19 protein-coding genes are annotated in these 21,097 nt (G+C 67.2%); 8 read left to right on the top strand and 11 right to left on the bottom strand.

From position 1 onward, the window contains the following. Positions 1-360: 360 nt before the first annotated feature. A complete protein-coding gene (locus GOPIP_RS24455; RefSeq protein ID WP_006372535.1) occupies positions 361-1,161 on the bottom strand; it encodes a hypothetical protein in 801 nt (266 codons plus the stop codon). Between the two features lie 92 nt (positions 1,162-1,253). On the opposite strand from GOPIP_RS24455, the gene ramB reads away from it, so the two are divergent. From ramB to GOPIP_RS24440, 3 genes are read left to right on the top strand one after another with little or no spacing between them, the layout of a single operon-like run. Beyond that, positions 1,254-2,690, top strand: a complete 1,437-nt coding sequence (gene ramB, locus GOPIP_RS24450) for an acetate metabolism transcriptional regulator RamB (protein ID WP_006372534.1) — start codon at positions 1,254-1,256, stop codon at positions 2,688-2,690. 45 nt (positions 2,691-2,735) lie between these two features. Continuing rightward, complete coding sequence (locus tag GOPIP_RS24445) at positions 2,736-4,934, top strand: sensor histidine kinase (protein WP_006372533.1); 2,199 nt, start codon at positions 2,736-2,738, stop codon at positions 4,932-4,934. A gap of 1 nt (position 4,935) precedes the next feature. Next, positions 4,936-5,583: a response regulator gene (locus GOPIP_RS24440; protein ID WP_035728805.1), complete on the top strand. Its 648-nt coding sequence runs from the start codon at positions 4,936-4,938 to the stop codon at positions 5,581-5,583. Between the two features lie 2 nt (positions 5,584-5,585). Here the strand turns inward: GOPIP_RS24440 and GOPIP_RS24435 are convergent, their stop codons facing one another. The 4 genes from GOPIP_RS24435 to GOPIP_RS24420 all read right to left on the bottom strand — a co-directional run bounded on the left by GOPIP_RS24435 (position 5,586) and on the right by GOPIP_RS24420 (position 10,537). Next, positions 5,586-6,833, bottom strand: coding sequence for an arginine deiminase (locus GOPIP_RS24435; RefSeq protein WP_006372531.1), 1,248 nt, complete (start codon positions 6,831-6,833; stop codon positions 5,586-5,588). A gap of 63 nt (positions 6,834-6,896) precedes the next feature. Continuing rightward, entirely contained in the window at positions 6,897-8,414 is a 1,518-nt protein-coding gene (locus GOPIP_RS24430; protein ID WP_006372530.1) for a basic amino acid/polyamine antiporter, read from the bottom strand. Continuing rightward, the gene (locus tag GOPIP_RS24425; RefSeq protein WP_006372529.1) at positions 8,411-9,925 is read right to left on the bottom strand and encodes a Na+/H+ antiporter NhaC family protein; all 1,515 of its coding nucleotides are present in this window, start codon (positions 9,923-9,925) and stop codon (positions 8,411-8,413) included. The genes GOPIP_RS24430 and GOPIP_RS24425 overlap by 4 nt, the downstream gene beginning before the upstream one ends. A 144-nt stretch (positions 9,926-10,069) precedes the next feature. Then, positions 10,070-10,537 carry a MaoC family dehydratase gene (locus GOPIP_RS24420; protein WP_006372528.1) on the bottom strand — a complete coding sequence of 156 codons (468 nt, stop codon included), beginning with the start codon at positions 10,535-10,537 and terminating at the stop codon, positions 10,070-10,072. 25 nt (positions 10,538-10,562) lie between these two features. Between GOPIP_RS24420 and GOPIP_RS24415 the strand changes: the two genes are divergently transcribed. Continuing rightward, positions 10,563-11,099, top strand: a complete 537-nt coding sequence (locus GOPIP_RS24415) for a carboxymuconolactone decarboxylase family protein (RefSeq protein ID WP_006372527.1) — start codon at positions 10,563-10,565, stop codon at positions 11,097-11,099. 12 nt (positions 11,100-11,111) lie between these two features. Then, complete coding sequence (locus GOPIP_RS24410; RefSeq protein ID WP_006372526.1) at positions 11,112-11,759, top strand: class I SAM-dependent methyltransferase; 648 nt, start codon at positions 11,112-11,114, stop codon at positions 11,757-11,759. Here GOPIP_RS24410 and GOPIP_RS24405 read toward each other — a convergent pair. The 5 genes from GOPIP_RS24405 to GOPIP_RS24385 form a co-directional block, all read right to left on the bottom strand. Further along, complete coding sequence (locus GOPIP_RS24405) at positions 11,710-12,852, bottom strand: LLM class flavin-dependent oxidoreductase (RefSeq protein WP_006372525.1); 1,143 nt, start codon at positions 12,850-12,852, stop codon at positions 11,710-11,712. The two genes, GOPIP_RS24410 and GOPIP_RS24405, sit on opposite strands and share 50 nt — an antisense overlap. Then, complete coding sequence (locus tag GOPIP_RS24400; RefSeq protein WP_006372524.1) at positions 12,849-13,889, bottom strand: ABC transporter substrate-binding protein; 1,041 nt, start codon at positions 13,887-13,889, stop codon at positions 12,849-12,851. The genes GOPIP_RS24405 and GOPIP_RS24400 overlap by 4 nt, the downstream gene beginning before the upstream one ends. Positions 13,890-13,990: 101 nt before the next feature. Further along, positions 13,991-14,743 carry an ABC transporter ATP-binding protein gene (locus tag GOPIP_RS24395; protein ID WP_006372523.1) on the bottom strand — a complete coding sequence of 251 codons (753 nt, stop codon included), beginning with the start codon at positions 14,741-14,743 and terminating at the stop codon, positions 13,991-13,993. Positions 14,744-14,757: 14 nt separating this feature from the next. After that, on the bottom strand, positions 14,758-15,612 hold the full coding sequence (locus GOPIP_RS24390) for an ABC transporter permease (protein ID WP_035728826.1): 855 nt from the start codon (positions 15,610-15,612) through the stop codon (positions 14,758-14,760). Between the two features lie 173 nt (positions 15,613-15,785). Further along, a complete protein-coding gene (locus GOPIP_RS24385; protein WP_006372521.1) occupies positions 15,786-16,667 on the bottom strand; it encodes a DNA-3-methyladenine glycosylase family protein in 882 nt (293 codons plus the stop codon). Positions 16,668-16,830: 163 nt separating this feature from the next. Between GOPIP_RS24385 and GOPIP_RS24380 the strand changes: the two genes are divergently transcribed. Next, positions 16,831-17,592: a hypothetical protein gene (locus tag GOPIP_RS24380; RefSeq protein ID WP_035728803.1), complete on the top strand. Its 762-nt coding sequence runs from the start codon at positions 16,831-16,833 to the stop codon at positions 17,590-17,592. A 30-nt stretch (positions 17,593-17,622) separates the two neighbouring features. Here GOPIP_RS24380 and lpdA read toward each other — a convergent pair whose 3' ends face one another. Continuing rightward, positions 17,623-19,008: a dihydrolipoyl dehydrogenase gene (lpdA, locus tag GOPIP_RS24375; RefSeq protein WP_035728824.1), complete on the bottom strand. Its 1,386-nt coding sequence runs from the start codon at positions 19,006-19,008 to the stop codon at positions 17,623-17,625. Positions 19,009-19,138: 130 nt separating this feature from the next. Between lpdA and GOPIP_RS24370 the strand changes: the two genes are divergently transcribed. Beyond that, the gene (locus GOPIP_RS24370) at positions 19,139-19,720 is read left to right on the top strand and encodes a TetR/AcrR family transcriptional regulator (protein ID WP_006372517.1); all 582 of its coding nucleotides are present in this window, start codon (positions 19,139-19,141) and stop codon (positions 19,718-19,720) included. Continuing rightward, on the top strand, positions 19,717-20,967 hold the full coding sequence (locus GOPIP_RS24365; protein ID WP_006372516.1) for an NADH:flavin oxidoreductase: 1,251 nt from the start codon (positions 19,717-19,719) through the stop codon (positions 20,965-20,967). The genes GOPIP_RS24370 and GOPIP_RS24365 overlap by 4 nt, the downstream gene beginning before the upstream one ends. The last annotated feature ends 130 nt before the right edge of the window (positions 20,968-21,097 follow it).

Below are 21,097 nucleotides of genomic sequence, written 5' to 3'. Positions count from 1 at the left end.
CCGAGGGCCGCAGTCACTTTTGCGAACTCGCCGAAGCGATCCGGTTGTGTCTGCAACCAAGAGTGCCACAGGGCAAAGCCGCAGGTCCAGTGAGGTTTGTGGTGTGAACACTGGCCATGATTCCCCTGGGTTTTGCAAATTTTGCGAAAGGCGATGTGTGAAGGCCGCGCGCGTTTCATAAAAAAGTACGCGCGTACTGGGATTTTCGACGATCCGACCGACGCCCTCGATGCGAGGGCGGACGACCGGCGTGAGCGCCGGCCGGCCTCGCCCGGCCATAGGGATGTGACGACCTTCACACAAAATCGGACAGCCCATCGCCGGCGGGCCACCGCAGAATGCCCCGGCGCGACGCCGTCGTCAGCTCTTGCGGCCCGCCGCGGCCACCGACAGCGCACTGCCGAACAGCGTCACGAAGTCCTGCTCGGCGAGCGGGGGCTGGGCGGCGGGTGGCGCCGCGGGCGGCGCGACGGCGTCGGTCGGGTCACCGGACACCGTGAGACTCACCGAGACCGGTGCGGCCCCACCCGGACGGGCGACGATCGCGTAGCCCACGTAGTCGATGCGGGTGCGGACCGATCGATCCGCCAGGGTGGTCGTCGTCGCCGACTTCACGAGCAGCATCTGCTCGACCTTCTCGGCGTCCTTGCCGAGTTCGGGTGTGGCCATCTCGGAGTGCTCGGTGACGATGCTCGTCCCGGCGAGGTTGCCCGTCGTGATCATCGTCTGCGTGCGCGCGCAGGCGCCGGTCATGGCGGCCACGTCGGCGCCGATGTCGCGCATCTGTGTGGTCACCAGCTCGACGAGCCCACCGAAGGAGGCCTGCGCGGCCAGTACCGCCGAATTCGCCTCGGTCAGGGTCGGATTGAGCTTCGCATCGGCGGTGGGCCGGCATTGCGGAGGAGTGATCTCGGTGGCGTCGGAGGCCTTGAGTTGCGTGGAGTTGGCGTCGACGAGCTGGGGCACCGACAACTCGGTGGCGGTGAATCCGACCGGCAGCGTCGACGGATCGAGCAGCAGGTCGGCCGGCGCGGCCGCCAGATCGGGGACGGTCGTCGGCGCATGACCACACGCCACCGTCACCGCCGCGACGAGGCCCACCACCAGCGTCGCCGGCCCCGCCGTCGTCCCCCTGCGCCGATGAGCGCGCCCTACCCGCACGCCGTCACCGTACCCTGAAGCTCATCGACTCCCCCGGGATCGGGCGCATCGGCCGGGCGGGTCCCAGCGACGGTGAGCAGCGGAGGTGTGCGGTGACCAAGACCTATGCGGGTGCGCGAACCTACGTGGGTTCACGCCTGCGCCAGTTGCGTTCGGAGCGCGGCCTCTCGCAGGTGGCGTTGGCCCAGACACTCGAGATATCCCCGTCCTATCTCAACCAGATCGAGCACGATGCGCGGCCGCTCACCGCCAAGGTGCTCGCCCGGATCACCGAGACCTTCGGCGTCGACGCCGGATTCTTCGACTCCCAGGACGACGTCCGCCTCGTCGCCGAGCTCCGGGAGGTGCTGCTCGACGACGACGTCGAGGCCACCGACACCGCGCTCGACCCGCAGGAGATCAGTGCGATGGTCGCCGGGCACCCCGACATCGCGAACGCGATGGTCACGCTGTACCGGCGCTACCGCAACTCCTCCGATCAGCTCGCCGCGGCAACCGACGAACGCGGCGACCGATCGATGCGCGGCGCGATCACCGCACCGCACGAGGAAGTGCGCGACTACTTCTATCAGCGCCGCAACTACATTCACGAACTCGACGTCGCCGCAGAGGAGATGACCACCCGGATGCGCATGCACTCCGGTGATGTGCGCCGCGAGATCATCGATCGCCTGGAGAAGCGTCACGGGGTCACCGTCGTCCGCCGCGTGGACCTGGGTGACTATGTGCTGCACCGGTTCGACCCGGACACCCGCCGACTGGAGGTGTCGGCGGCGCTGTCGTCGGGGCAGCGCGCCTTCAAGCTCGCGACCGAATTGGCGCTGCTCGAATTCGGTGATCTCATCGACGAGCTCGTCGAGGCCGGCACCTTCACCAGCGACGAGGCCCGCTCGCTGGCCCGGTACGGCTTGGCCAACTACTTCGCGGCCGCAACCCTGTTGCCCTACAGCCAGTTCCACGGTGCGGCCGAGGATTTCCGGTACGACATCGAACGGCTCTCGGCGTTCTACGCGGTCTCCTACGAGACGATCTGTCACCGGCTCTCGACGTTGCAACGACCCAATCTGCGGGGCATCCCGTGGTCGTTCGTGCGCGTCGACCGGGCCGGAAACATGTCGAAACGCCAGTCCGCCACCGGATTCCACTTCTCCTCCTCCGGAGGCACCTGCCCGCTGTGGAATGTGTACGAGACGTTCGGATCACCGGGCAAGATCCTCACCCAGATCGCCGAGATGCCCGACGGCCGTGAGTATTTCTGGATCGCGCGGACCGTGGAGCGCCGGGCGGCACGCTTCGGCCAACCCGGTAAGACCTTCGCGATCGGCATGGGGTGCGAGCTGCGACATGCCGCGCGCGTCATCTACTCCGACGGGCTCGAGATCGGTCCGCAGGCGCGGATCACCCCGATCGGCGCGGGATGCCGTGTGTGCGAGCGCCAGCATTGCGCGCAACGTGCCTTCCCCTCGCTGGGCACGCGTCTGCGGGTCAACGAGCACGGGAGCACCGTCTCGCCGTACATGAACATATGACCAAAGTCCCGGGCGTCGGCGGGGACCGCCCCGCATAATGATCACGTGCGCAGCGGCGGAGCGGTCGACACGCGGGCGGCCGGGCCGCTCCGGGACGCCATCTGGCACCGTGCCGACCCCCACCGCACGACCTCGATGTACGCCGCGGGTGTCGACTCCGCCCTCATCCGTCTCGCGCTGGGTATGGCCGTTGCGGCCCCACTCGTCCCATTGTCCATTCGGCACGGCGCCGACGATCACATCGGACTGTGGTGCGGCTACGCGATTCATCTCGTGGTGGGTGTTCTCGCGATACGGGGGTACGCCCGTCCCGGCGCCGCCCTGCTGAGCTGGATGGGATTGGTGGTGGCAATCGCAGCCACCACCACGGTTCCCGACACCGCGCACCTTCGCGCTGTGGTCGACGCGTGCATCATGTTCGGCATCGGCGCCGCTCTCGTCTTGCCCGCTCGTCGAGCACTGGCGGCCGCGGCATCGACCACGCTGGCGGCGACGGCCTGCACCGCGGCGCTGCTACCCGCAACCACAACGGTCCTGAGGTATCAGCTCGCCACACCCGTCTACTCATTGTGTGGCGCCGCGGCCGCCGCGGTGATCGCCGCGTCACTGCGGCGGGTGGCCCTGCTCTCCGACCGCGCCGCGCGCGCCGGTCTCGACGCCGACCGCGCACTCGCCGAGACCCGGCTCGCGGCCCGGCGTTCACGGCTTCTCCACGACACGGTCATCAACACGCTGGGAGCCATCGCGCGAGGACGCCTCACGGGCCGCGAGGACGCCGTCGTCGCCCGTTGCCGTGCCGATCTGGAGGCCCTCGCCACCGTCGGCGATGTCGGCACGTCGGTGCTGCGCACGCTCGACGAGGTCATCGAGGACGCCGCGGCCCTTGGCGTACGGGTGCTGATCGCCGACCGGACCCCCGTCGACGCATTCCTCGCCGGTCTACCACCGTCGCGCCGCTCAGAGATTCTCGCACTCATCCGCGAGGCTCTCACCAACGTTGCCAAGCACGCACAGGTGCCTGTGGCCCGCGTGTGGTCGGCACCCGATTCGACCGCGGTGCACGTCGACGACGACGGTGTGGGCTGCGCAGACCCCCAGGCGCTTCGCACATCGATGGACGCACGCGCCGCACACACCGGCGTCGCGATCACGGTGCACACCCTCGCCGGCACCGGCACCTCGGTGACGATCACCCCCGAGATCGATCGGCCGGGCTCGCAGGCCGGCACTCTCGTCGCGAGCACCGGGCCACTTGCCGCTTCGGTATCGGCCATCATGCTCACGCAGTTCGCCCTGATCTCGATCATCATGTTCGTCGTCGACCGCCGCGACACCCCGCCGGGCGCGGTGTCGACCGCGGCCCTCGTCTGGACGCTCACCGCGGCATGTCTGGTCGCGGTCATCGGCACCGCGGCACGGTCCGGTCGACTGTCATCACCGGTCCTGGCGATCATCGGCGCAACGGTGACCGCCTCCGCTGTTCTCGTCGGCACGCACGGCATGCCCGCCACCTGCGGTACCACGTCGATCGTCGGCTGGTCCGGCGACGCCGCGGCGACCCTGTGCGTGGTGGTGATCCTGGTGGACGGGCGCGTTCGCGTCGTCGGACCGGTCATCGCGATGGTCGTCGCTGCGACCACGCTCCTCACCCTTCTCGGGCCACAGGGCTGTGCATCCTCCGCGCCGGTGCTGCTCGTCGCCGACGTGCTGGTCGTGGCTGCCGTCGTCTGGCTCCGCCACCGCCTGGTGACGATGTCACGGGCCATCGACCACCGGCAGATGCGAATGCGGTCCATCCGCATGGCCCGTGATCAGGCGGCGGCCACCGAGGCGTTGCGCGCCGACGGTGTGGGTGACACGCTGATCGCCGCCGCCGCACTCCTGCACCGGATCGCCGCCGACCCTGCTGCCACCGAGCATGCGAGCGTGCGGGCCGACGCCGAGCGCGAAGAAGGGTACCTGCGCTGCATCGCCGGATTACCCACCGCCGCACCGATTCTGACGCGGCTTCTGGTGGATCTCATCGCGATCGCCCGTCCGCACGAGGTGCGCCTGTCGATCATCGCCGCCGCTGATGTGGACGAACGCACCGCCGCACGGGCTCGGGAGGTCGTGGCGCGGGTGATCATCGAGTCCGCACCGCACGATGCGGTGTCGATGGGCTTCTTCGACGATGAGGACGGACCGAGCCTGACCGTCGTCGCACCCGGCGTCCCCGATGGTGTTCTGGAACAGCGGGTGTGAGATGCCGGTGATGGCCCTGGTCGACGACCACGAACTCGTCCGTGAATCGATGGCCGCTCAGCTCTCGCGAGAGGGCCACGAGATCGTCTGCAGCACAGACAGTCTCGATGACGTCGTCGAACGCACCGACCTCGACCTGGTGATCGTCGACCTGGATCTCGGACCGGCCGGCCTGGTCGACGCCGACAGCGTCGCCCGGATCATCGGCGCGGGAACCCCGGTCCTGGTCGTCTCCGCGCTCGGCAGTCCCCGACACGTACGTCGCCTGGTGGCGCTCGGCGTGTGCGGCGTGGTGGGCAAGAACGAAGGCATCGTGGATCTGCTTGCCGCGGTGCGCGCGGCCTGTCGGGGCGAGCCGGCGACGAGCCCGCTGCTGGCCCGGGCGTTCATCGACGACACCGCATCCGACCGTCCTGCGCTGTCCGACCAGGAGGTGCGTGCACTGCAGCTCTATGCCTGCGGGCTCAAACTCGACAGTGTCGCCCGCCGCATGGGGGTGGCACCGAGTACGGCGAAGCAGTACATCGATCGTGTCCGCGCCAAGTATGACCGGGCCGGGCTGCACGCGCGGACCAAGTCCGAGCTGTACGCGGCCGGCGTCGCCGACGGATTCATCCCCCGCGGATCCTCCGCCGACGCCGATCGGTGATCTCAGGCGGGCAACGGATCCCGGATGATCGGGCAGGTCATGCAATGCCCACCGCCACGTCCACGTCCGAGTTCGGCACCGACGATGGTGATCACCTCGACGCCCTCCTTGCGCAGCAGCGCGTTGGTGTGGGTGTTGCGGTCGTAGGCGAATACGACTCCCGGCTCGACGGCGACGAGGTTGTTACCCGAATCCCATTGTTGCCGTTCGGACGCGTACTCCGTACCGCCGGCCTCCACCACGCGCAACCGGTCCAACCCCAGTGCCTTCTCGACCACCTCCACGAACGGCCGGTCCTCGGTGGTGACATCGATGCCCACGCCGGAATCGTTGGGCCGCAACATGAACGTATCGATGGAGTTCACGATCTTCGGGTACACACTCACCACGTCACGATCGGCGAAGGTGAACACCGTGTCGAGGTGCATCGCGGCCCGCAATTTCGGCATCCCGGCGACGATGACCTTCTCGGCAGCGCCATTGGCGAACAACTCCGCGGCCACCTGGGTGACCGCCTGCCGCGAGGTGCGTTCGCTCATACCGATGAGCACCACGCCGTTACCCGGGACGAGAACATCACCACCCTCGATCGTCGCTGCGCCCCAGTACTTCTCCGGGTCACCCCACCACACGGTTGCGCCGACGAAGTCGGGATGGAACCGGTAGATGGCCTTCATCAGCAGCGTCTCGTCATGGCGCGCAGGCCAGTACAGCGGGTTCAGGGTGACGCCGCCGTAGATCCAGCACGTGGTGTCACGGGTATAGAGCGTGTTGGGCAGTGGCGGCATCAGATACTCGGCGGGACCGGTCTCCTCACGCGCCAGTGCAATGTAGTCCGAGCGCAGGTCCGACGGCAGGTCCCGGGTCGACATCCCGCCGATCAGCAGAACCGCCAGCTCCCTGGCGGGTAGTTCGTCGAGGTAGCCGCGAGTCTGTGCCACGAGTCCGAGACCGACCTCGTTGGCGACGATCTTGCGGTCCAGCAGCCACGCGCGCGCGGCGGGGTCCTCCATCGTCTCGGCCAACAGATTATGCAGTTCGACCACCTCGACACCCCGGTCACGCATCTTCGTCATGAAGTCGAAGTGGTCGCGCTTGGCATTCTGCACCCACAGCACGTCGTCGAAGAGCAGGTCGTCGGCGTTGGTGGGGGTCAAGCGTTCGTGGGCAAGCCCAGGGGCGCACACCAGGACCTTGTGCAGGCGCCCCACCTCGGAGTGGACACCATAGGCGGCAGAAGCGTTGGCCATCGGAACAATTCCTTTCTCACAGCAGAATCGGGACAATCGGGGACGACGCCGATCCGGGCGGCGTCAATGCGCGGGCTGGTCGGCGCCCTCGACGTAGGTCGCGTGACGCTCATGGTCGGGGTGTTCGTGGATGTCCTCCGAACCCGTTGCCAGATAGATGATCCCGCCGATTGCGCCCACCAGGACCACCCCGAAGACCATCGCCTCGACACGAGTGAAGATCCGCAGACGTTGTTCGCGTCGCGCGAGCACGTACAGAACGGTTCCCACCGCGTACAGAATGCAGGACAACAAGAGTTTGTCCAGGCCGGCCGCCCACACCAGGAACGCCGTGTAGACGACCGCGACACACGCGATGATCATGTCGGGGGTCCGCGATCTCCCGGACTCGTAGGTCTCGCGGGTCACGGTCAGTTTCAGCATGAATGCGGCGGCGAGCAGATAGGGCAGCAACGCCAGCGCGGAGGTGAGGTCGAGCATGAAGTCCAGCCCGTCGTCGACGAACAGAACGACGATCAACAGGATCTGCACGAGTCCCGAGGCGAGAACCAGAGCCCAAATCGGTGCACCCGCCTTGTTCTCACGGCCGAGGAAGGCGGGCATGTCCTTGCTGCGGGCCGGGATGAACAGGATCTCGGCGGCCATCAGGGTCCACGCGAGGTAGGCGCCGAGCACCGACACCACGACGCCGATGCGAATGAAGATCGAACCCCAGTCACCGACCAGATGCGCGAGCACCGAGGCCACCGACGGCTGATCGATCGAGGCCAACTCACCCTGCGGCATGGAGCCGTAGGACACAAGCGTCACCAGCGCGAATACCCCCAGTACCCCGAGAAACCCGAAAACGGTTGCCTTTCCGACATCTTCACGCTTCCTGGCGAATCGCGAATAGACGCTGGCGCCTTCGATTCCGAGGAACACGAACACCGTGATCAGCATCGTTCCGGTGACCTGGTCCCACAGCGAACCGACGTCGATTCCGTTTCCGCCCCAAAAGTTGTCGGCGAAGTATCCGGCGTCGAACATGACCAGCGCCAGCACGATGAAGACCACCAGCGGGATGATCTTGGCGATCGTGGCGATGCGATTGATGATGGCTGCCTGCTGCACTCCGCGGCTGATGAGCAAGAAGAACAGCCAGACGCACACGGACGAGACGATCACGGCCGCAACAGTTGTACCGTCGCCCAATCCGGGGAACAACGCACTCGTGGTGGTCATGATGAGCACCCAGTAGGAGCAGTTGCCGGCGCACGCCGACGCCCAGAAACCGAATGCCGACGCGAAGCCGACGTAGTCGCCGAAGCCTGCCTTGGCGTAGGCGTAGATCCCTGCGTCGAGATCCGGCTTGCGCGTGGCCAGGCGTTGGAAACAGAACGCCAGCATCAACATTCCGGTACCGGCGATGGCCCAGGCGATGATGGCGCCGAACACCCCGGTTTCGGTGCCGAATCTGCGGGGCAGCAAGAAGACCCCCGATCCGACCATCGAGCCGACGACCATCGCCGTCAGGGTCGGCAGATTGACCTTGCCGGCTTGCTCACTGCCGGCGTGCTCACCGGTTGCGTTCTGGCTCACGCCGAGGTCTCCGTTCCGATGGTGGGCTGGTGGACGATCTTGAATCCGGTGAAGCCGTACACGATGCTGAGCAGCGGGCTGAAGATGCAGAACAACGCGAATGGGAGATACGACAGCGTGGCCACCCCGAGGACCGCACCCATGAATGCACCGCACGAGTTCCAGGGCACCAGCGGGGAGGTCACCGTCGCGCTGTCGGCGCACAATCGCGAGAGGTTCTGCGGTGCCAACCCACGTCTGCCGAACTCGGCGCGGTAGATGCGGCTGGGCAGGACGAGCGCGATGTATTGATCCCCGGCGACGAGATTCAGCCCGAATGCGGTGGCGAACACCGTCAGATACAGGCGGCCACGGGTTCGAGCCGCGGCGATGGCGGGCACGATGAGGCGATTGATGAGTCCGAAATGCTCGAGAAGCGCACCGAAGGTGACCGCACCGATGATGAGCCAGATCGTGAACAACATGCTGTCCATACCGCCTCGCGACACCAGACGGTCGATGTCGGCGATTCCGGTGTTGACAGTGAGTCCGTTGGCCATCACCTTCCAGATGGCCTGCATCGCACCGACAACCACGTTCGGCGACCCGCCGATGTCTCCGACGAACTCGCGAACCAGCGACGCCTGGGTGAATGGCGCAAGCACTCCGGCCACCAGGGCCGCGCTCAGCAGAGCCAGCGACGCGGGGACCTTGCGCGCGGACATCACCACGAGCACCAACAGCGGAATCAGATTCACCGGGCTGATCCAGTAGATCTGGTCGAGTTTGGCCAGTTCGACCTCCTCGCCGGGGGTCGCGGTGACCGCTGGTCCGGCGATCCCGAGGATCATGAAGACCACACACGCGAGCCCGAAAGCCGGCAGCGACGACCATGCCTGCGAGCGGATGTGGGTGTAGAGGTCGACCTTGACCATCTGCGCGGTGAGGATCGTGGTCTCCGACAACGGCGACAGCTTGTCACCGAGGTAGGCGCCGGAGATGACGGCGCCGGCCGTGATCGCCGCCGACACCCCCAGCAACGTGGCGATCCCGACCAGCCCGACCCCGATCGTGCCGACGGTGGTCCACGAACTCCCGATGGACATCGCGACGATGCCGCAGATGACGGCGGTGGCGATGTAGAAGTATCCGGGGGCGAGTACCTGGATGCCGTAGTAGACGAGGGTTGGGATGGTGCCGGACAGATTCCACGTCCCGATCAACGCACCGACGGCGAGCAGGATGAAGATGGCACTACTCACCGATGACAGCGCGCCCTGCCCGGCAACCTGCACCTGCGACCACGGATGGCCGTTCTTCAACGCGATGAGTGCGGCGACGGCACACGCGAATATCAGCGCAACCTGGATCGGACCGTCAAGTGCGTCGAGTCCGAAGAGCGCCAGCGATCCGGCGATCAACACGGCCAGTGCGAGCATCGGCACGACGGCGTCGGCGACGCTGGGTTCCCTGGTGGGTGCGGCCTGGCCGTTGGGCTCGTCGGGTTCGGATCGTTGCCCCTCGTCGTCCATACGCGCCCTCTCCGAGACCACGGACGCGATTGCGCCGCAAGACAATAGTGCTCGGAGAAGGGTCACGGCGCCGACGGTCCGCCGTCCCCTCTTCGGGGGTCACGATCTGCGTGACGTGGCCACGCAGCCGTGAACGCGCCGGGGTCAGTACACCATCACCCGGACGTTCTCGGCGACGCATGCGGGCTTGTCGGCGCCCTCGATCTCGACGGTGTTGCGCACCACCATGGTCACGCCCTTGGGACCCTCCTCGACGGAGGTGATCACGGCGTTGGCGCGGATGCGGGACCCGACCGGTACCGGATTGGGGAAACGCACCTTGTTCATGCCGTAATTGATGACGAGCTTGGGGCCCTCGACGGTGAAGATCGACCCGGCGAGCATCGGCAGCAACGAAAGCGTCAGGAAGCCGTGTGCGATGGGCGCACCGAACGGCCCGGCCTTCGCGCGCTCCGGGTCGACGTGAATCCACTGGTGGTCGCCGGTGGCCTCGGCGAACTGGTTGACCCGTTCCTGGGTGATCTCGAGCCATTCCCCGGAGCCGAGGTCTTCGCCGATCGCGGCCTTGAGGTCATCGAGGGAGCCGAACACGCGCGGTGTGATAGTCGTCATAATCGCCGTAGTCTACCGTGATGCCATGAGCACCCCTCGGATCGCTCCCGGCGGATTCCGTGACCTCGGTCCCGCCAATTGGGCCTTCACCCGCCTCGCCGCGCGCGTCACCGGTGTCCATGACACCCACATCTTCTCCACGCTGGGCCGCACCCGTGGTCTGTTCCGGGCGTGGCTGTACTTCGGGGCGCGGCTGATGCCGTTCGGGACGTTGTCGCGCAAGGACTCCGAGATGGTGATCATCCGTGTCGCGCATCTGCGCGAGTCGGCCTACGAGCTCGACCACCATCGTCGGATCGGCAAACGCGCGGGCATCACCGATGATGAACTCGCGCGCATCCTCGACGGTCCCGACGCCGGATGGGGGGATCGCGAGCGCGCCATCCTGCGCGTGGTCGACCAACTGGTGACCACCCGCGACGTCGACGACGTCGCGTGGGAGGCGCTGCGCCGCCACCTCGACGAGCGCCGCACCATCGGCCTACTGCTGCTCGTCGGTCAGTACGACATGCTCGCCACCACCCTGCACACCTTGCGGGTGCAGCTCGACGTCCGCGCCTGAGGGCGTTCGGCGATGGGGTCGTTTGCCGCGCGGATGATGCGTAACCCGCTGTTCTCCCGCGTCTACGAGCACGCGTGGCGCCCGGTGTTCACCCGCGGCTTCAGTCTCGGCAGTCCCGAGACCGCCGACTACGACACCGCACTACGCGCCTACCTGTGCCGGCCCGGTGAACGCATGGTCCTCGACATCGCTTGCGGGCCCGGCAATTACACCCGGGACATTGCTGCGGTCCTCACCGGCGACGGACGGGTGGTCGGCATCGACTACTCACCGTCGATGTTGCACACCGCGGTGGCCACCAACAGCATCGACCGGGCGAGTTACCTCCGTGTCGACGCGCACGCGATCCCGTTCGCCGACAACACCTTCGACGAGGTGATCTGCCTGGCCGCGCTCTACCTGATCCCCGACCCGCTCCCCGTGCTCGACGAGATGCTGCGGGTGGCGTTCCCCGGTGCGCTGCTGGTGGTGTTCACCTCGGTGGCCGGACCGGTGTCGACGGTGCCCGGCGTGAAGACACTGGCGGCCATCGGCGGCTACCGCGTCTTCGGGCGCGACGAGATCACCGGCGCACTGCGCCGTGGCGGCGCCGAACACATCGAGCAGACCGTCATCGGCGAGGGGCAGTACGTGCTGGCGCGGGCTCCCGGTGGGAACTGACCGAACGCACCAGCGGCGCCACGCCTTCGGCGAACCAGAAGGCCTCCTCGATGTGCGGTTGCCCGGACAGGATGAAGTGGTCGATGCCGATCGCCCGGTACTGTGCGATGAGGTCGGCGACCTCGGCATGGCTGCCGACGAATGCGGTCCCGGCTCCCGGGCGAACCAGACCATAACCCGCCCACAGCCCCGGGTACACCTCGAGGTTGTCGAGGTCGGCGTTGAGGGCGAGCTGCCGACGTTGTCCCTCGGACTCCGACTGCGAGAGACGTTGGCGGGCAAGCTCGATCAATGCCGGGTCCATCCGCGAGACCAACTTGCGGGCCTCGGCCCAGGCCTCCTCGCGGGTGTCGCGGGTGATCACGTGCGCCCGGATTCCGAAGGTCAGCTCCCGGCCGTGCCGGGCGGCGCGGGCACGGACGTCCTCGACGAGTTCGGCCACCTTCTCCGGCGGTTCGGTCCAGGTGAGATAGGTGTCGACGGTGGCCGCGGCCACCTCGCGCGCGTACTCGCTGGCACCACCGAAGAACACCTGCGGCACCGGGTTCGGCGGATGGCCCACCACCGCACCGGTGACGTCGTAATGCTCACCGGAGAAATCGAACGGCGTTCCCGTCCAGGCATGCCGGACGATCTGCAGGAATTCCCCGGTGCGGGCGTAGCGCTGCTCCTTGGTGAGCCGGTCACCGAACCGCGCCTGCTCCTGCGCGTCACCGCCGGTGACGATGTTGAGGGCGAGACGGCCGCCGGAGAACTCGACGAACGTGGCGGCCTGCTGGGCGGCAAGCGTCGGGGTGATCAGCCCGGGTCGGAAGGCGACGAGAAACTTCAGACGGCTCGCCTCCCGGATGAGTGCGGCGGTGGTCAGCCACGCATCGTGGCACCAGGTTCCGGTCGGGGTCAGCACCGACTCGAAACCCAACCGTTCGGCGGTCTTCGCCACCAGCGCGAGATAGTCGAGATCGGGTGGCCGGATCGCGGACGCGGTGCCCAGGATGCCTGCCGACTGCAATCCGCCGATGACCTCGCGTCCGTCGCCGGAGGTCGGCAGGAACCAGTGGAAGTGCGCCTCGCGCTGGGCTTCTGCGGTCATTGCGTACTCACTGCGTAGGGCGCCACGGTGGAGTTGAAGCGCTTGTCGACGAAGTCGGCGATGACGGGCTTGTGGTCGAGCTGGCCGGCGGCGGCGAAGGCGTCGGCCAGTTTCTGCTCCGAGGCGACCACGGTGTCGTCGATCTCGATGGCCGGCCGGACGCTGCGCTGCTGTGCCGCCAGTGCGGCCTGCGGGTCGATGCCGATCGCCTTCGCGTACTGCTGCGACCAGGTCTCGACGTTGGCTGACGCCCACTTGCTGGCCTTGGCCAGGTGTTCGACGAAGATCCGCAGCGCGGTGTTGCGCTTGGCGTCGGCAAGGGCCTCATTGGACGCGATGCCGAAGCCGTAGCCGTTGACCACCCCGGTCCCCGAGGCGAGGATCTTCGCACCCGAATCCTTTTGCACGATAGCCGTATACGGGTCCCAGATCGCCCACGCATCGACGGCGCCGCTGGAGAAGGCCGACAACGCGTCGGCGGGCTGCAGGAAGACCGGGGTGACGTCGGTGCCGAGCTTCAGGTTCGCCTTGCTCAACTGCTCGAGGAGATTTCCGTGGGCCGAACTTCCCTTGGCCACAGCGACTTTCTTGCCCTTGAGTTGTTCGACGGAGGTCAGGGTGGAGCCGGCGGGCACGAGTATGACGTCACCACCGGCGTTGTTGGTGTAGGCGGAGACGATCTTGATCTTCGCGTTCGACGCCGCACCGAAGATCGGGGGCGTGTTACCGGTGACGGCGAAGTCGATCTTGCCCGCGGTGGCGGCCTCGATCTCGGGCGGACCCGAGGTGAACGTCGAGAACTCGACCTTGAACGGCAGCGAATCGAGTTCTCCCGCAGCGCGCATGAGCGATTCGGTACCGCCCTTCTGGTCGCCGACGCGCAACGTCAGGCCGGCCAACTGTGCGGGATCGACGCTGGCGTCGGCGACGGCGCCGGTCGAATCCTCTTTGCTGACACAGCCGCTGAGCGCCAGCGCGAGAATCCCGGCCAGGACGACGAGTACGGTCGCACGTCCGCGGAACCCTCCGGCGGACATGCCTGAACCACGAGACATTTCTTCCACGAGCCTTTCGATGATGCCGACCCGACAGACGTCGGGCCAAGAAAACTGGTGAGCGGGAGGTTGCGGTGAGTGCCCTATTCGCCGAGAGCGTCGAGCAGCCGGGTCCGCAGATGCGCGGTCTGCGCTGCGCCGTCGGGATCACGTGGCGCGTCGACGGTGACGTCGGCGGCGATGTGCCCGTCGGCGAGCACGACCACCCGGTCCGCGAGGCGCAGCGCCTCGTCGACGTCATGGGTCACGACGAGAACGCTGAATCCGTGGGCCTGCCACAAGTTGATAAGCAGCCGGTGCATGGCCGCCCGGGTCAAGGCGTCGAGAGCGCCGAAGGGTTCGTCGAGCAGCAACAGTTGCGGATCGGCAACCAGGGCGCGCGCCAACGAGACCCGTTGGGCCTGACCGCCGGACAGCTGCGCCGGCCACGCGTCGGCCTTGTCGGCCAGCCCGACCTCGGCGAGGGTGTCGCTGACCCGCGCTGCGGCGGCCGCACCCTTGAGTCGTGAACGGACGACCCCGAATTCGACGTTGCGACGCACCGTGCGCCACGGGAACAGTCGGGGTTCCTGAAATGCCACCGCAGGCGCCCCGGACGTGGTGACCTCCCCTGTCGAGGGCTGCGACAGGCCGGCGAGCAGCCGCAGCAGGGTCGATTTGCCGCTGCCGCTGCGGCCGATGATGGCGACGATCTCGCCGGTGCGCACGGTCAGGGACATGTTGCGCAGCACCGGTTCCGCGTCGCCATAGGCGAAGGTCGCCGCCGACACCTGCCCGGCGATCTCGGTCGATTGCGTTGTCCGCGTGGCGCTCGCGGCATCGATGGTGGCAGTCATGGGCCGGCCCTCCTTCAGTTGGTCTGTTGGTAGCGCGTGGTGTACTTCTCCAACGCGCGCACGATCGCGTCGGTGATCAATCCCAGTGCCGCATAGATGATCAGGCCGAAGAACACGACGTCGGTGCGGAGGAAGTCGCGCGCGTTGTTGATCAGGTATCCCAGCCCGGAGGTCGCCGCGATCTGCTCGGCGACGATCAGACTGAGCCAGGCGATCGCCAGTGACTGCCGGAGTCCGACGAGGATCTGCGGCATGGCGCTGGGGATGACCAGCTCCCGAATCGTCTGCAGGCGGCCGAATCCGAGGACCTTGGCGTTCTCGCGGAGCTTCGGGTCGATCTGTCGGATCGCGGCCGAGGTGTTGAGATACAGGGGGAAGATCGCACCGAGTGCCACCAGCAGGATCTTCGGGGTCTCCTCGATACCGAACCACAGGATGAACAGCGGGATGAGCCCGAACAGCGGAAGCGCCCGGATCGCCTGCATGTTCGGGTCGATGATCGCGTCCGAGAGCCGGCTCAGTCCGACGATCACCCCGAGCCCGATGCCGATGACCACGCCGAGTCCCAGGCCGATCGCCACGCGTTCGGTGGAGGCGACGATGGCGTCGGTGAGTTCACCGCTCTGCAGCTTCTCCCAACCGGCCTCGGCGATGAGCGACGGTGCGGGCAGCTTGTCCTGCGGCAGGACCCCCAGGGCGCTCCCGAGTTGCCACAGTGCGAGCACGCCGATGGGTGAGAGGACCCGGATCCACGTCAGCATGCGTGAGCGTCGTGCCGCACGGATCTGCGCCGCCGACCTGGTGCCCGACGGTCGCCCGGATGACGACGCCGCCGAGGAACTGGAACCCGGGATAAGAGAAATTGCCATGATGGTGGGCAATGATGCGGCAGTTCCGGAGCGGGCAGAACGGTTGCGCTCAGCATGACGCGAAGTGCCCTCAGCCGGTTCCGGACTCGACACCGACGTGCGCAATGTGCGATGGGTGCATCACGCGATGGTTCGGCGCCGGATGATTGTGGCGCCGGGTGATTGTTCTGCGTTCAGAACGTGCGATAGTCGCGCACGCTCATCCGGTTGCCCCGTCGCTGGGGACGCGAGCCGTGCATCTCGACCATCCGGATGATCCGATAGCGGTGTCCGGCATAGGGTTCGAGGAGTTCGAGCATGCGCGCGTCATCCACCGGTTCCCCGATGAGCGTCTGCCCGACCGCCGACGGAATGTGGTAGTCGCCGACGGGCACCGCGTCGGCGTCGCCGACCGCACGCGCCCGGGTCTCGGCGACGGTCCACGGGCCGACACCGCGCAGGATGTCGAGCCGACCGGCGTGCCGTTCCACATCGAGTGAGGTGGCGCCTCGGATCGTGCGCATCCGCACCGGCTCGGCGCCGCTGCGGTGCCAGTCCCACACCGGGATCGAGGGCCACAGCTCCTGCGGCGGCGGCACCCGCATGTCGTCGGGCACCGGCCCCGGCGCCCGGGAACCGTGGCGGTGCACCAGGTATCGCCACGCCCGCCAGGCCTCGGCACCGACCACCTTCTGTTCGAGAATGGCCGGCACGAGCGCCTCCCACACGCGCCCGGTGGCCCCGATGCGCAACCCGCGCGAGCGGGCGACGAGTCCGGCGACCACGTCGTCGTGGACGGGCATGGACTCGGGGGCGTCGTCGCCGCCGAGCATTGCGGGCATCGATTCGAGCAGCCAGTCGGCACCGTCGCCCCACGCGCGGCCGACGATGCGCTCACCGTCGACACGCACCGTCAGGGTTGCCGCTCCGTCCGGGGTGTGGCTCGCGCGCCACACCGACCCGTCGCGGCCGTAGCGGAACGCGGGGTCACCTCCGCCGCGCCGGTGCAGTCCCAGCGTGTATCGCAGATCCACCGGTCCCGGCGGCGTCCACACCCTGGTGCGCTCGGCGTTCATCGTCCTCGACTGTATCCATCGTTCCCGACACTCCCGGGCGGGGACGAACCACCGCGGACGAGGCGTTCACGCGAACGACCATCCGTGGAAAGGACGCCCAGCCGGCCGTTACCCTCATCGGTGGCTCCGGTGTGCCCGGAACCATCGACACAGGGGGCACTTCATGCGCAACACGGTCATCCGCAGTTCTCTGGCGGCCGCAACGGCCACCACCTCGGTCCTGTTGATCGCCGGCTGCACGACGTCGGGGACGCCGCAGGCCGCTGACGCGTCGTCGGCAGGTCCGTCGACGGCGTCGAGCACCGCATCGACGAGCAGCGGCGATCCCGCGAAGGTCAAGGCCCTGGTGGTCACCGCTGCCGATCTCCCGGCCGGATTCACCCTCACCCCGCTGCCGGAGGATCAGTTCCGGCAGGCGGTGTCGCAGTTCCAGGGCACCACCCGCAACGCGACGATCACCCCGTCCGCGTGTGCCGATCTGCAGAAGCTGCCGGACGTCGATGCGTCGAAGCTCGGTGTCGCGGTCGCGACCTCGACGAGCGGCGGCATTCTCAGCGAGGGCCTCGCCGCGCAGTCGAGCGACGTCGCCGCGGCACGGGCGAGAGCAACGGGACCCTGCAAGAACTTCTCGATCACGATCAACACCGGCGCGGCCGCAGGCACCACCGCGACCGCGACCAACACTGTGATACCCGCACCGGCCACCCGGGCGGATCCGGGCGACGTCCTGGTGCTGCGTCAGGACCAGAAGGTCTCCACGGCCGGCCAGGTCGTGACCGTGACCACCTACACCGGTTTCGCGTCGGTGAAGGGATACAGCGTCTCGGCCCTCTACACCGCGACCACACCGGGCTCGGCCCCCGACGACGCCGCGTTCCGTCAGTTCTTCACCGCGGCGGTGAACAAGGTGGCCGCCGACGGCTGAGCGCTCCGGCGTCGAACACGACGAAGTGACTCAGAGGTTGATCATGTGTCCGATCGCGCCGTGGAACGTTTCCTGCAGCGCTTCGCTCATCGTCGGGTGGGTATGGACGTTGCGTGCCAGTTCACGCGCGGTGAGGTCCCACTTGTGGGCCAGCGTCAGCTCGGGAAGCATCTCGGAGACGTTGTCGCCCACCAGATGTCCGCCGAGGAGTTCCTCGGTCTCGGAGTTGGTGAGGAGTTTGACGAAGCCTGCGGTCTCGCCGAGTCCCTGTGCCTTGCCGTTGGCGGAGAACGGGAAGGTCGACACGGTCACGTCGTAGCCTTCGTCCTTGGCCTGTGCCTCGGTCAGGCCGAACGAGGCGACCTGCGGCTGGCAGAACGTCGCGCGCGGCATGAAACGGTAATCTCCCAGCGTCATCGTCTCCGCGCCGGCCATCGTCTCGGCGGCGACCACGCCCTGCGCCTCGGCCACGTGTGCGAGCTGCAGCTTGGCGGTCACGTCACCGATCGCGTAGATGCCGTCGACGTTGGTGCGCATGTGGTCGTCGATCGCGATGGCGCCGCGTTCGGTGAGTTCGACGCCGGTCTTCTCGAGGCCGTAGCCGTCGACGCGCGGGGCGAAACCGACCGACATCAGGACCTTGTCGACGGTCAGTTCGCCGTCGTTGTCCTTGGCGTCCTTGTAGGTGACGGTCACGCTGTCACCGTTGTCGGTGACGGTCTGCACCTTGGTCGAGGTCAGCACCTTGACGCCGAGCTTCTTGTACTCCTTGGCGATGGCCTTGGAGACGTCGACGTCCTCGTTGGGCAGGACCCGATCGAGGAATTCCACGATCGTGACGTCGACCCCGTAATTGGCCAGCACGTACCCGAATTCCATGCCGATCGCGCCGGCACCGACGATCACGATCGACTCGGGCAGCTCACGGGTGAGGATCTGGGTCTCGTAGGTGACGACGTTGTCGCTCAGCTCGACGCCCGGCAGCAGCTTGACGGTCGATCCGGTGTCGATGATGAGGTTGTCCCAGGTGATCTCGCGATCCCCCACCTTGAGGCTCTTCGCGTCCTGGAACACACCGTATCCGTCGATCTCGGTGATCTTGTTCTTCTTCATCAGAAAGTGGACACCCTTGACGATGCCCTCACTGACCTTGCGACTGCGGTCGAATGCCGGACCGAAGTCGAAGGAGACCTCACCGGACATGCCGAAGGTCTTCGCCTGATGGTTGAAGATATGCGCCAGCTCGGCGTTCCGGAGAAGTGCCTTCGACGGGATACATCCGACGTTCAGGCACACACCGCCCCAGTACTTCTCTTCGATGACGGCGGTTTTCATGCCCAGCTGGGCGGACCGGATCGCGGCCACGTACCCACCTGGACCAGCACCCAGGACAACTGTTTGGAAGTGTTCAGCCACGGCCACCACCCTACGACGGCGTCGGGTACCAGCGCAGAGCGTCCCCGGTACTGGCCGGTAACCACCTCGAACACCGACGGTTTCCATCACTGATTGAATCAGTGATGGGGGTCTGCTTTGATCGACAGGTATGGCACCGACACGCGCCCAGGTGACGCGCGAACACCTGCTGATGGCCGCCGAGCGACTGTTCCTGACCGACGGACCCGACACCGTGTCGGTGCGGGCCATCTGCACCGAGGCCGGGGTGAATCCGGCGGCCGTGCACTACCACTTCGGATCCAAGGACGACCTGGTCGCGGCCCTGCTGGAGGACCGGTTGGCGCCACTGTGGGCCGACGCCCTCGGCGACGACCTCGCCGGTCGCACCATTACCGACCTCATCGCTCTCGTCGTCGACCCGCTCGTCCGACTTCGGGCCGATCCCGTCGGCCATCTCCATCTGCAGCTACTGGCACGCTTCGTCGACGCCCATCCCGACGCCGCGTGGACGCGCCGCTGGTTCCGTCTGGACGACTGGGTGGATCTGCTCACGCCGCTGGTGCCCGGCCTCGACACGCGCGCCGCGCGACGCCGGTGGGCGCTCGCGTTCACGCTGATCCTCCACCGCTTCGGTGGGAACGGGCCCCTCTCCGACGACGCGATCGCGGCACTGCGCGCGTTCGTGGTCGCCGGACTCGGCGCACCGGTTGTCTCGAAGGAGTTGTCATGACCACCAACATCACTGCGCCGGACTCATCAGCGCCGGACCCATCAGCGCCGGACCCCTCAGCGCCGGACCCGTTCGCGCCCGCCCGACTCGGTCCACTGCACCTGCGCAACCGCCTCATCAAGTGCGCGACCTTCGAGGGCCGCACCCCCGACGCCCTCGTCACCGACGATCTCATCGAGTTCCACCGGGAGGTGGCGGCAGGCGGGGTCGGGATCAGTACCGTCGCCTACTGTGCGATCTCCCCGGAGGGCCGCACCGACCGGCATCAGATCTGGCTACGGCCCGAGGCCGCGCCCGGACTGGTCCGGCTGACCGAGGCCATCCATGCCGAAGGTGCTCGCGCGGCAGCACAATTGGGTCACGCGGGCCCGGTCGCCAACTCGGTGTCGAACAGGGCCCGGGCGCTGGCCGCCTCACCGATCCCGGCGCCGATGGGGATGTCGATGACGCACTCACCCACCGTCGAGGAAATCGCCGCGCTGCGCACCACATTCGCCCGCGCGGCTCGCATCGCGGTCGATTCCGGCTTCGATGCACTCGAAATCCATTGCGGCCACAACTATCTCCTCAGCAGCTTCTTGTCCCCGCTACTCAACCGCCGTCGCGACGGGTATGGCGGCTCGTTGGTCAACCGCGCCCGGCTGGCCCGCGAGGTACTCGAGTCGGTGCGCGAAGAGGTCGGCAGCGATGTCGCGATCTGGGTCAAGCTCAACATGTACGACGGCGTCGGAGCCGTCGGCGCACCCGCACGCCGGTGGCGAGGCTTCAACGTCGCCGAAGCGTGCGCGGCGGCGCGGCTGTTCGAAGCCGACGGATACCTTGACGCCATCGAACCCACCGCGGGCAGTTCACTTCTCAACCCGATGTACCTGTTTCACGGTCAGGCGCCGCGGACCGCGTTCGCCGACGCGTTCACCGGACCGATGCGCTGGGGGCTGAAGGCCGCAGGCCCGTTCTTCCTCAAGCACTACGAGTACCACCCCGGTTATCTGCTGCCGTTGGCACGTCGGCTGCGGGAGGCGGTCGACCTACCGATCATCCTGCTCGGCGGCATCACCGACCGTGCCACCATGGATGCGGCGCTCGCCGAGGGCTTCGACTTCCTCGCCATGGGACGCGCCCTACTCCGCGAACCCGATCTGCCACAACGGATCAGCGCCGACCCATCGACGACGTCGCAATGCATCCACTGCAACCTGTGCATGCCGACGATCTACACACGCACCGAGTGCCCGGTACGTGGGTGAGACCACCGCACACGATGTGACTCCTGGAAATCGGCGATGAGCGACACCATGGTCATGTGCCCCTTCCCCCGCTGGTCGAGACTCCCCGATGGTCGAGGTACACGGCGCCCCAGGCGCCGGGCCTTACCCC

The organism is Gordonia polyisoprenivorans NBRC 16320 = JCM 10675, assembly GCF_000241325.1.
GTDB classification, from domain to species: domain Bacteria; phylum Actinomycetota; class Actinomycetes; order Mycobacteriales; family Mycobacteriaceae; genus Gordonia; species Gordonia polyisoprenivorans.
Note: the sequence above shows the minus strand (reverse complement) of the source record. Positions and strands in the feature narration are given on the sequence as shown.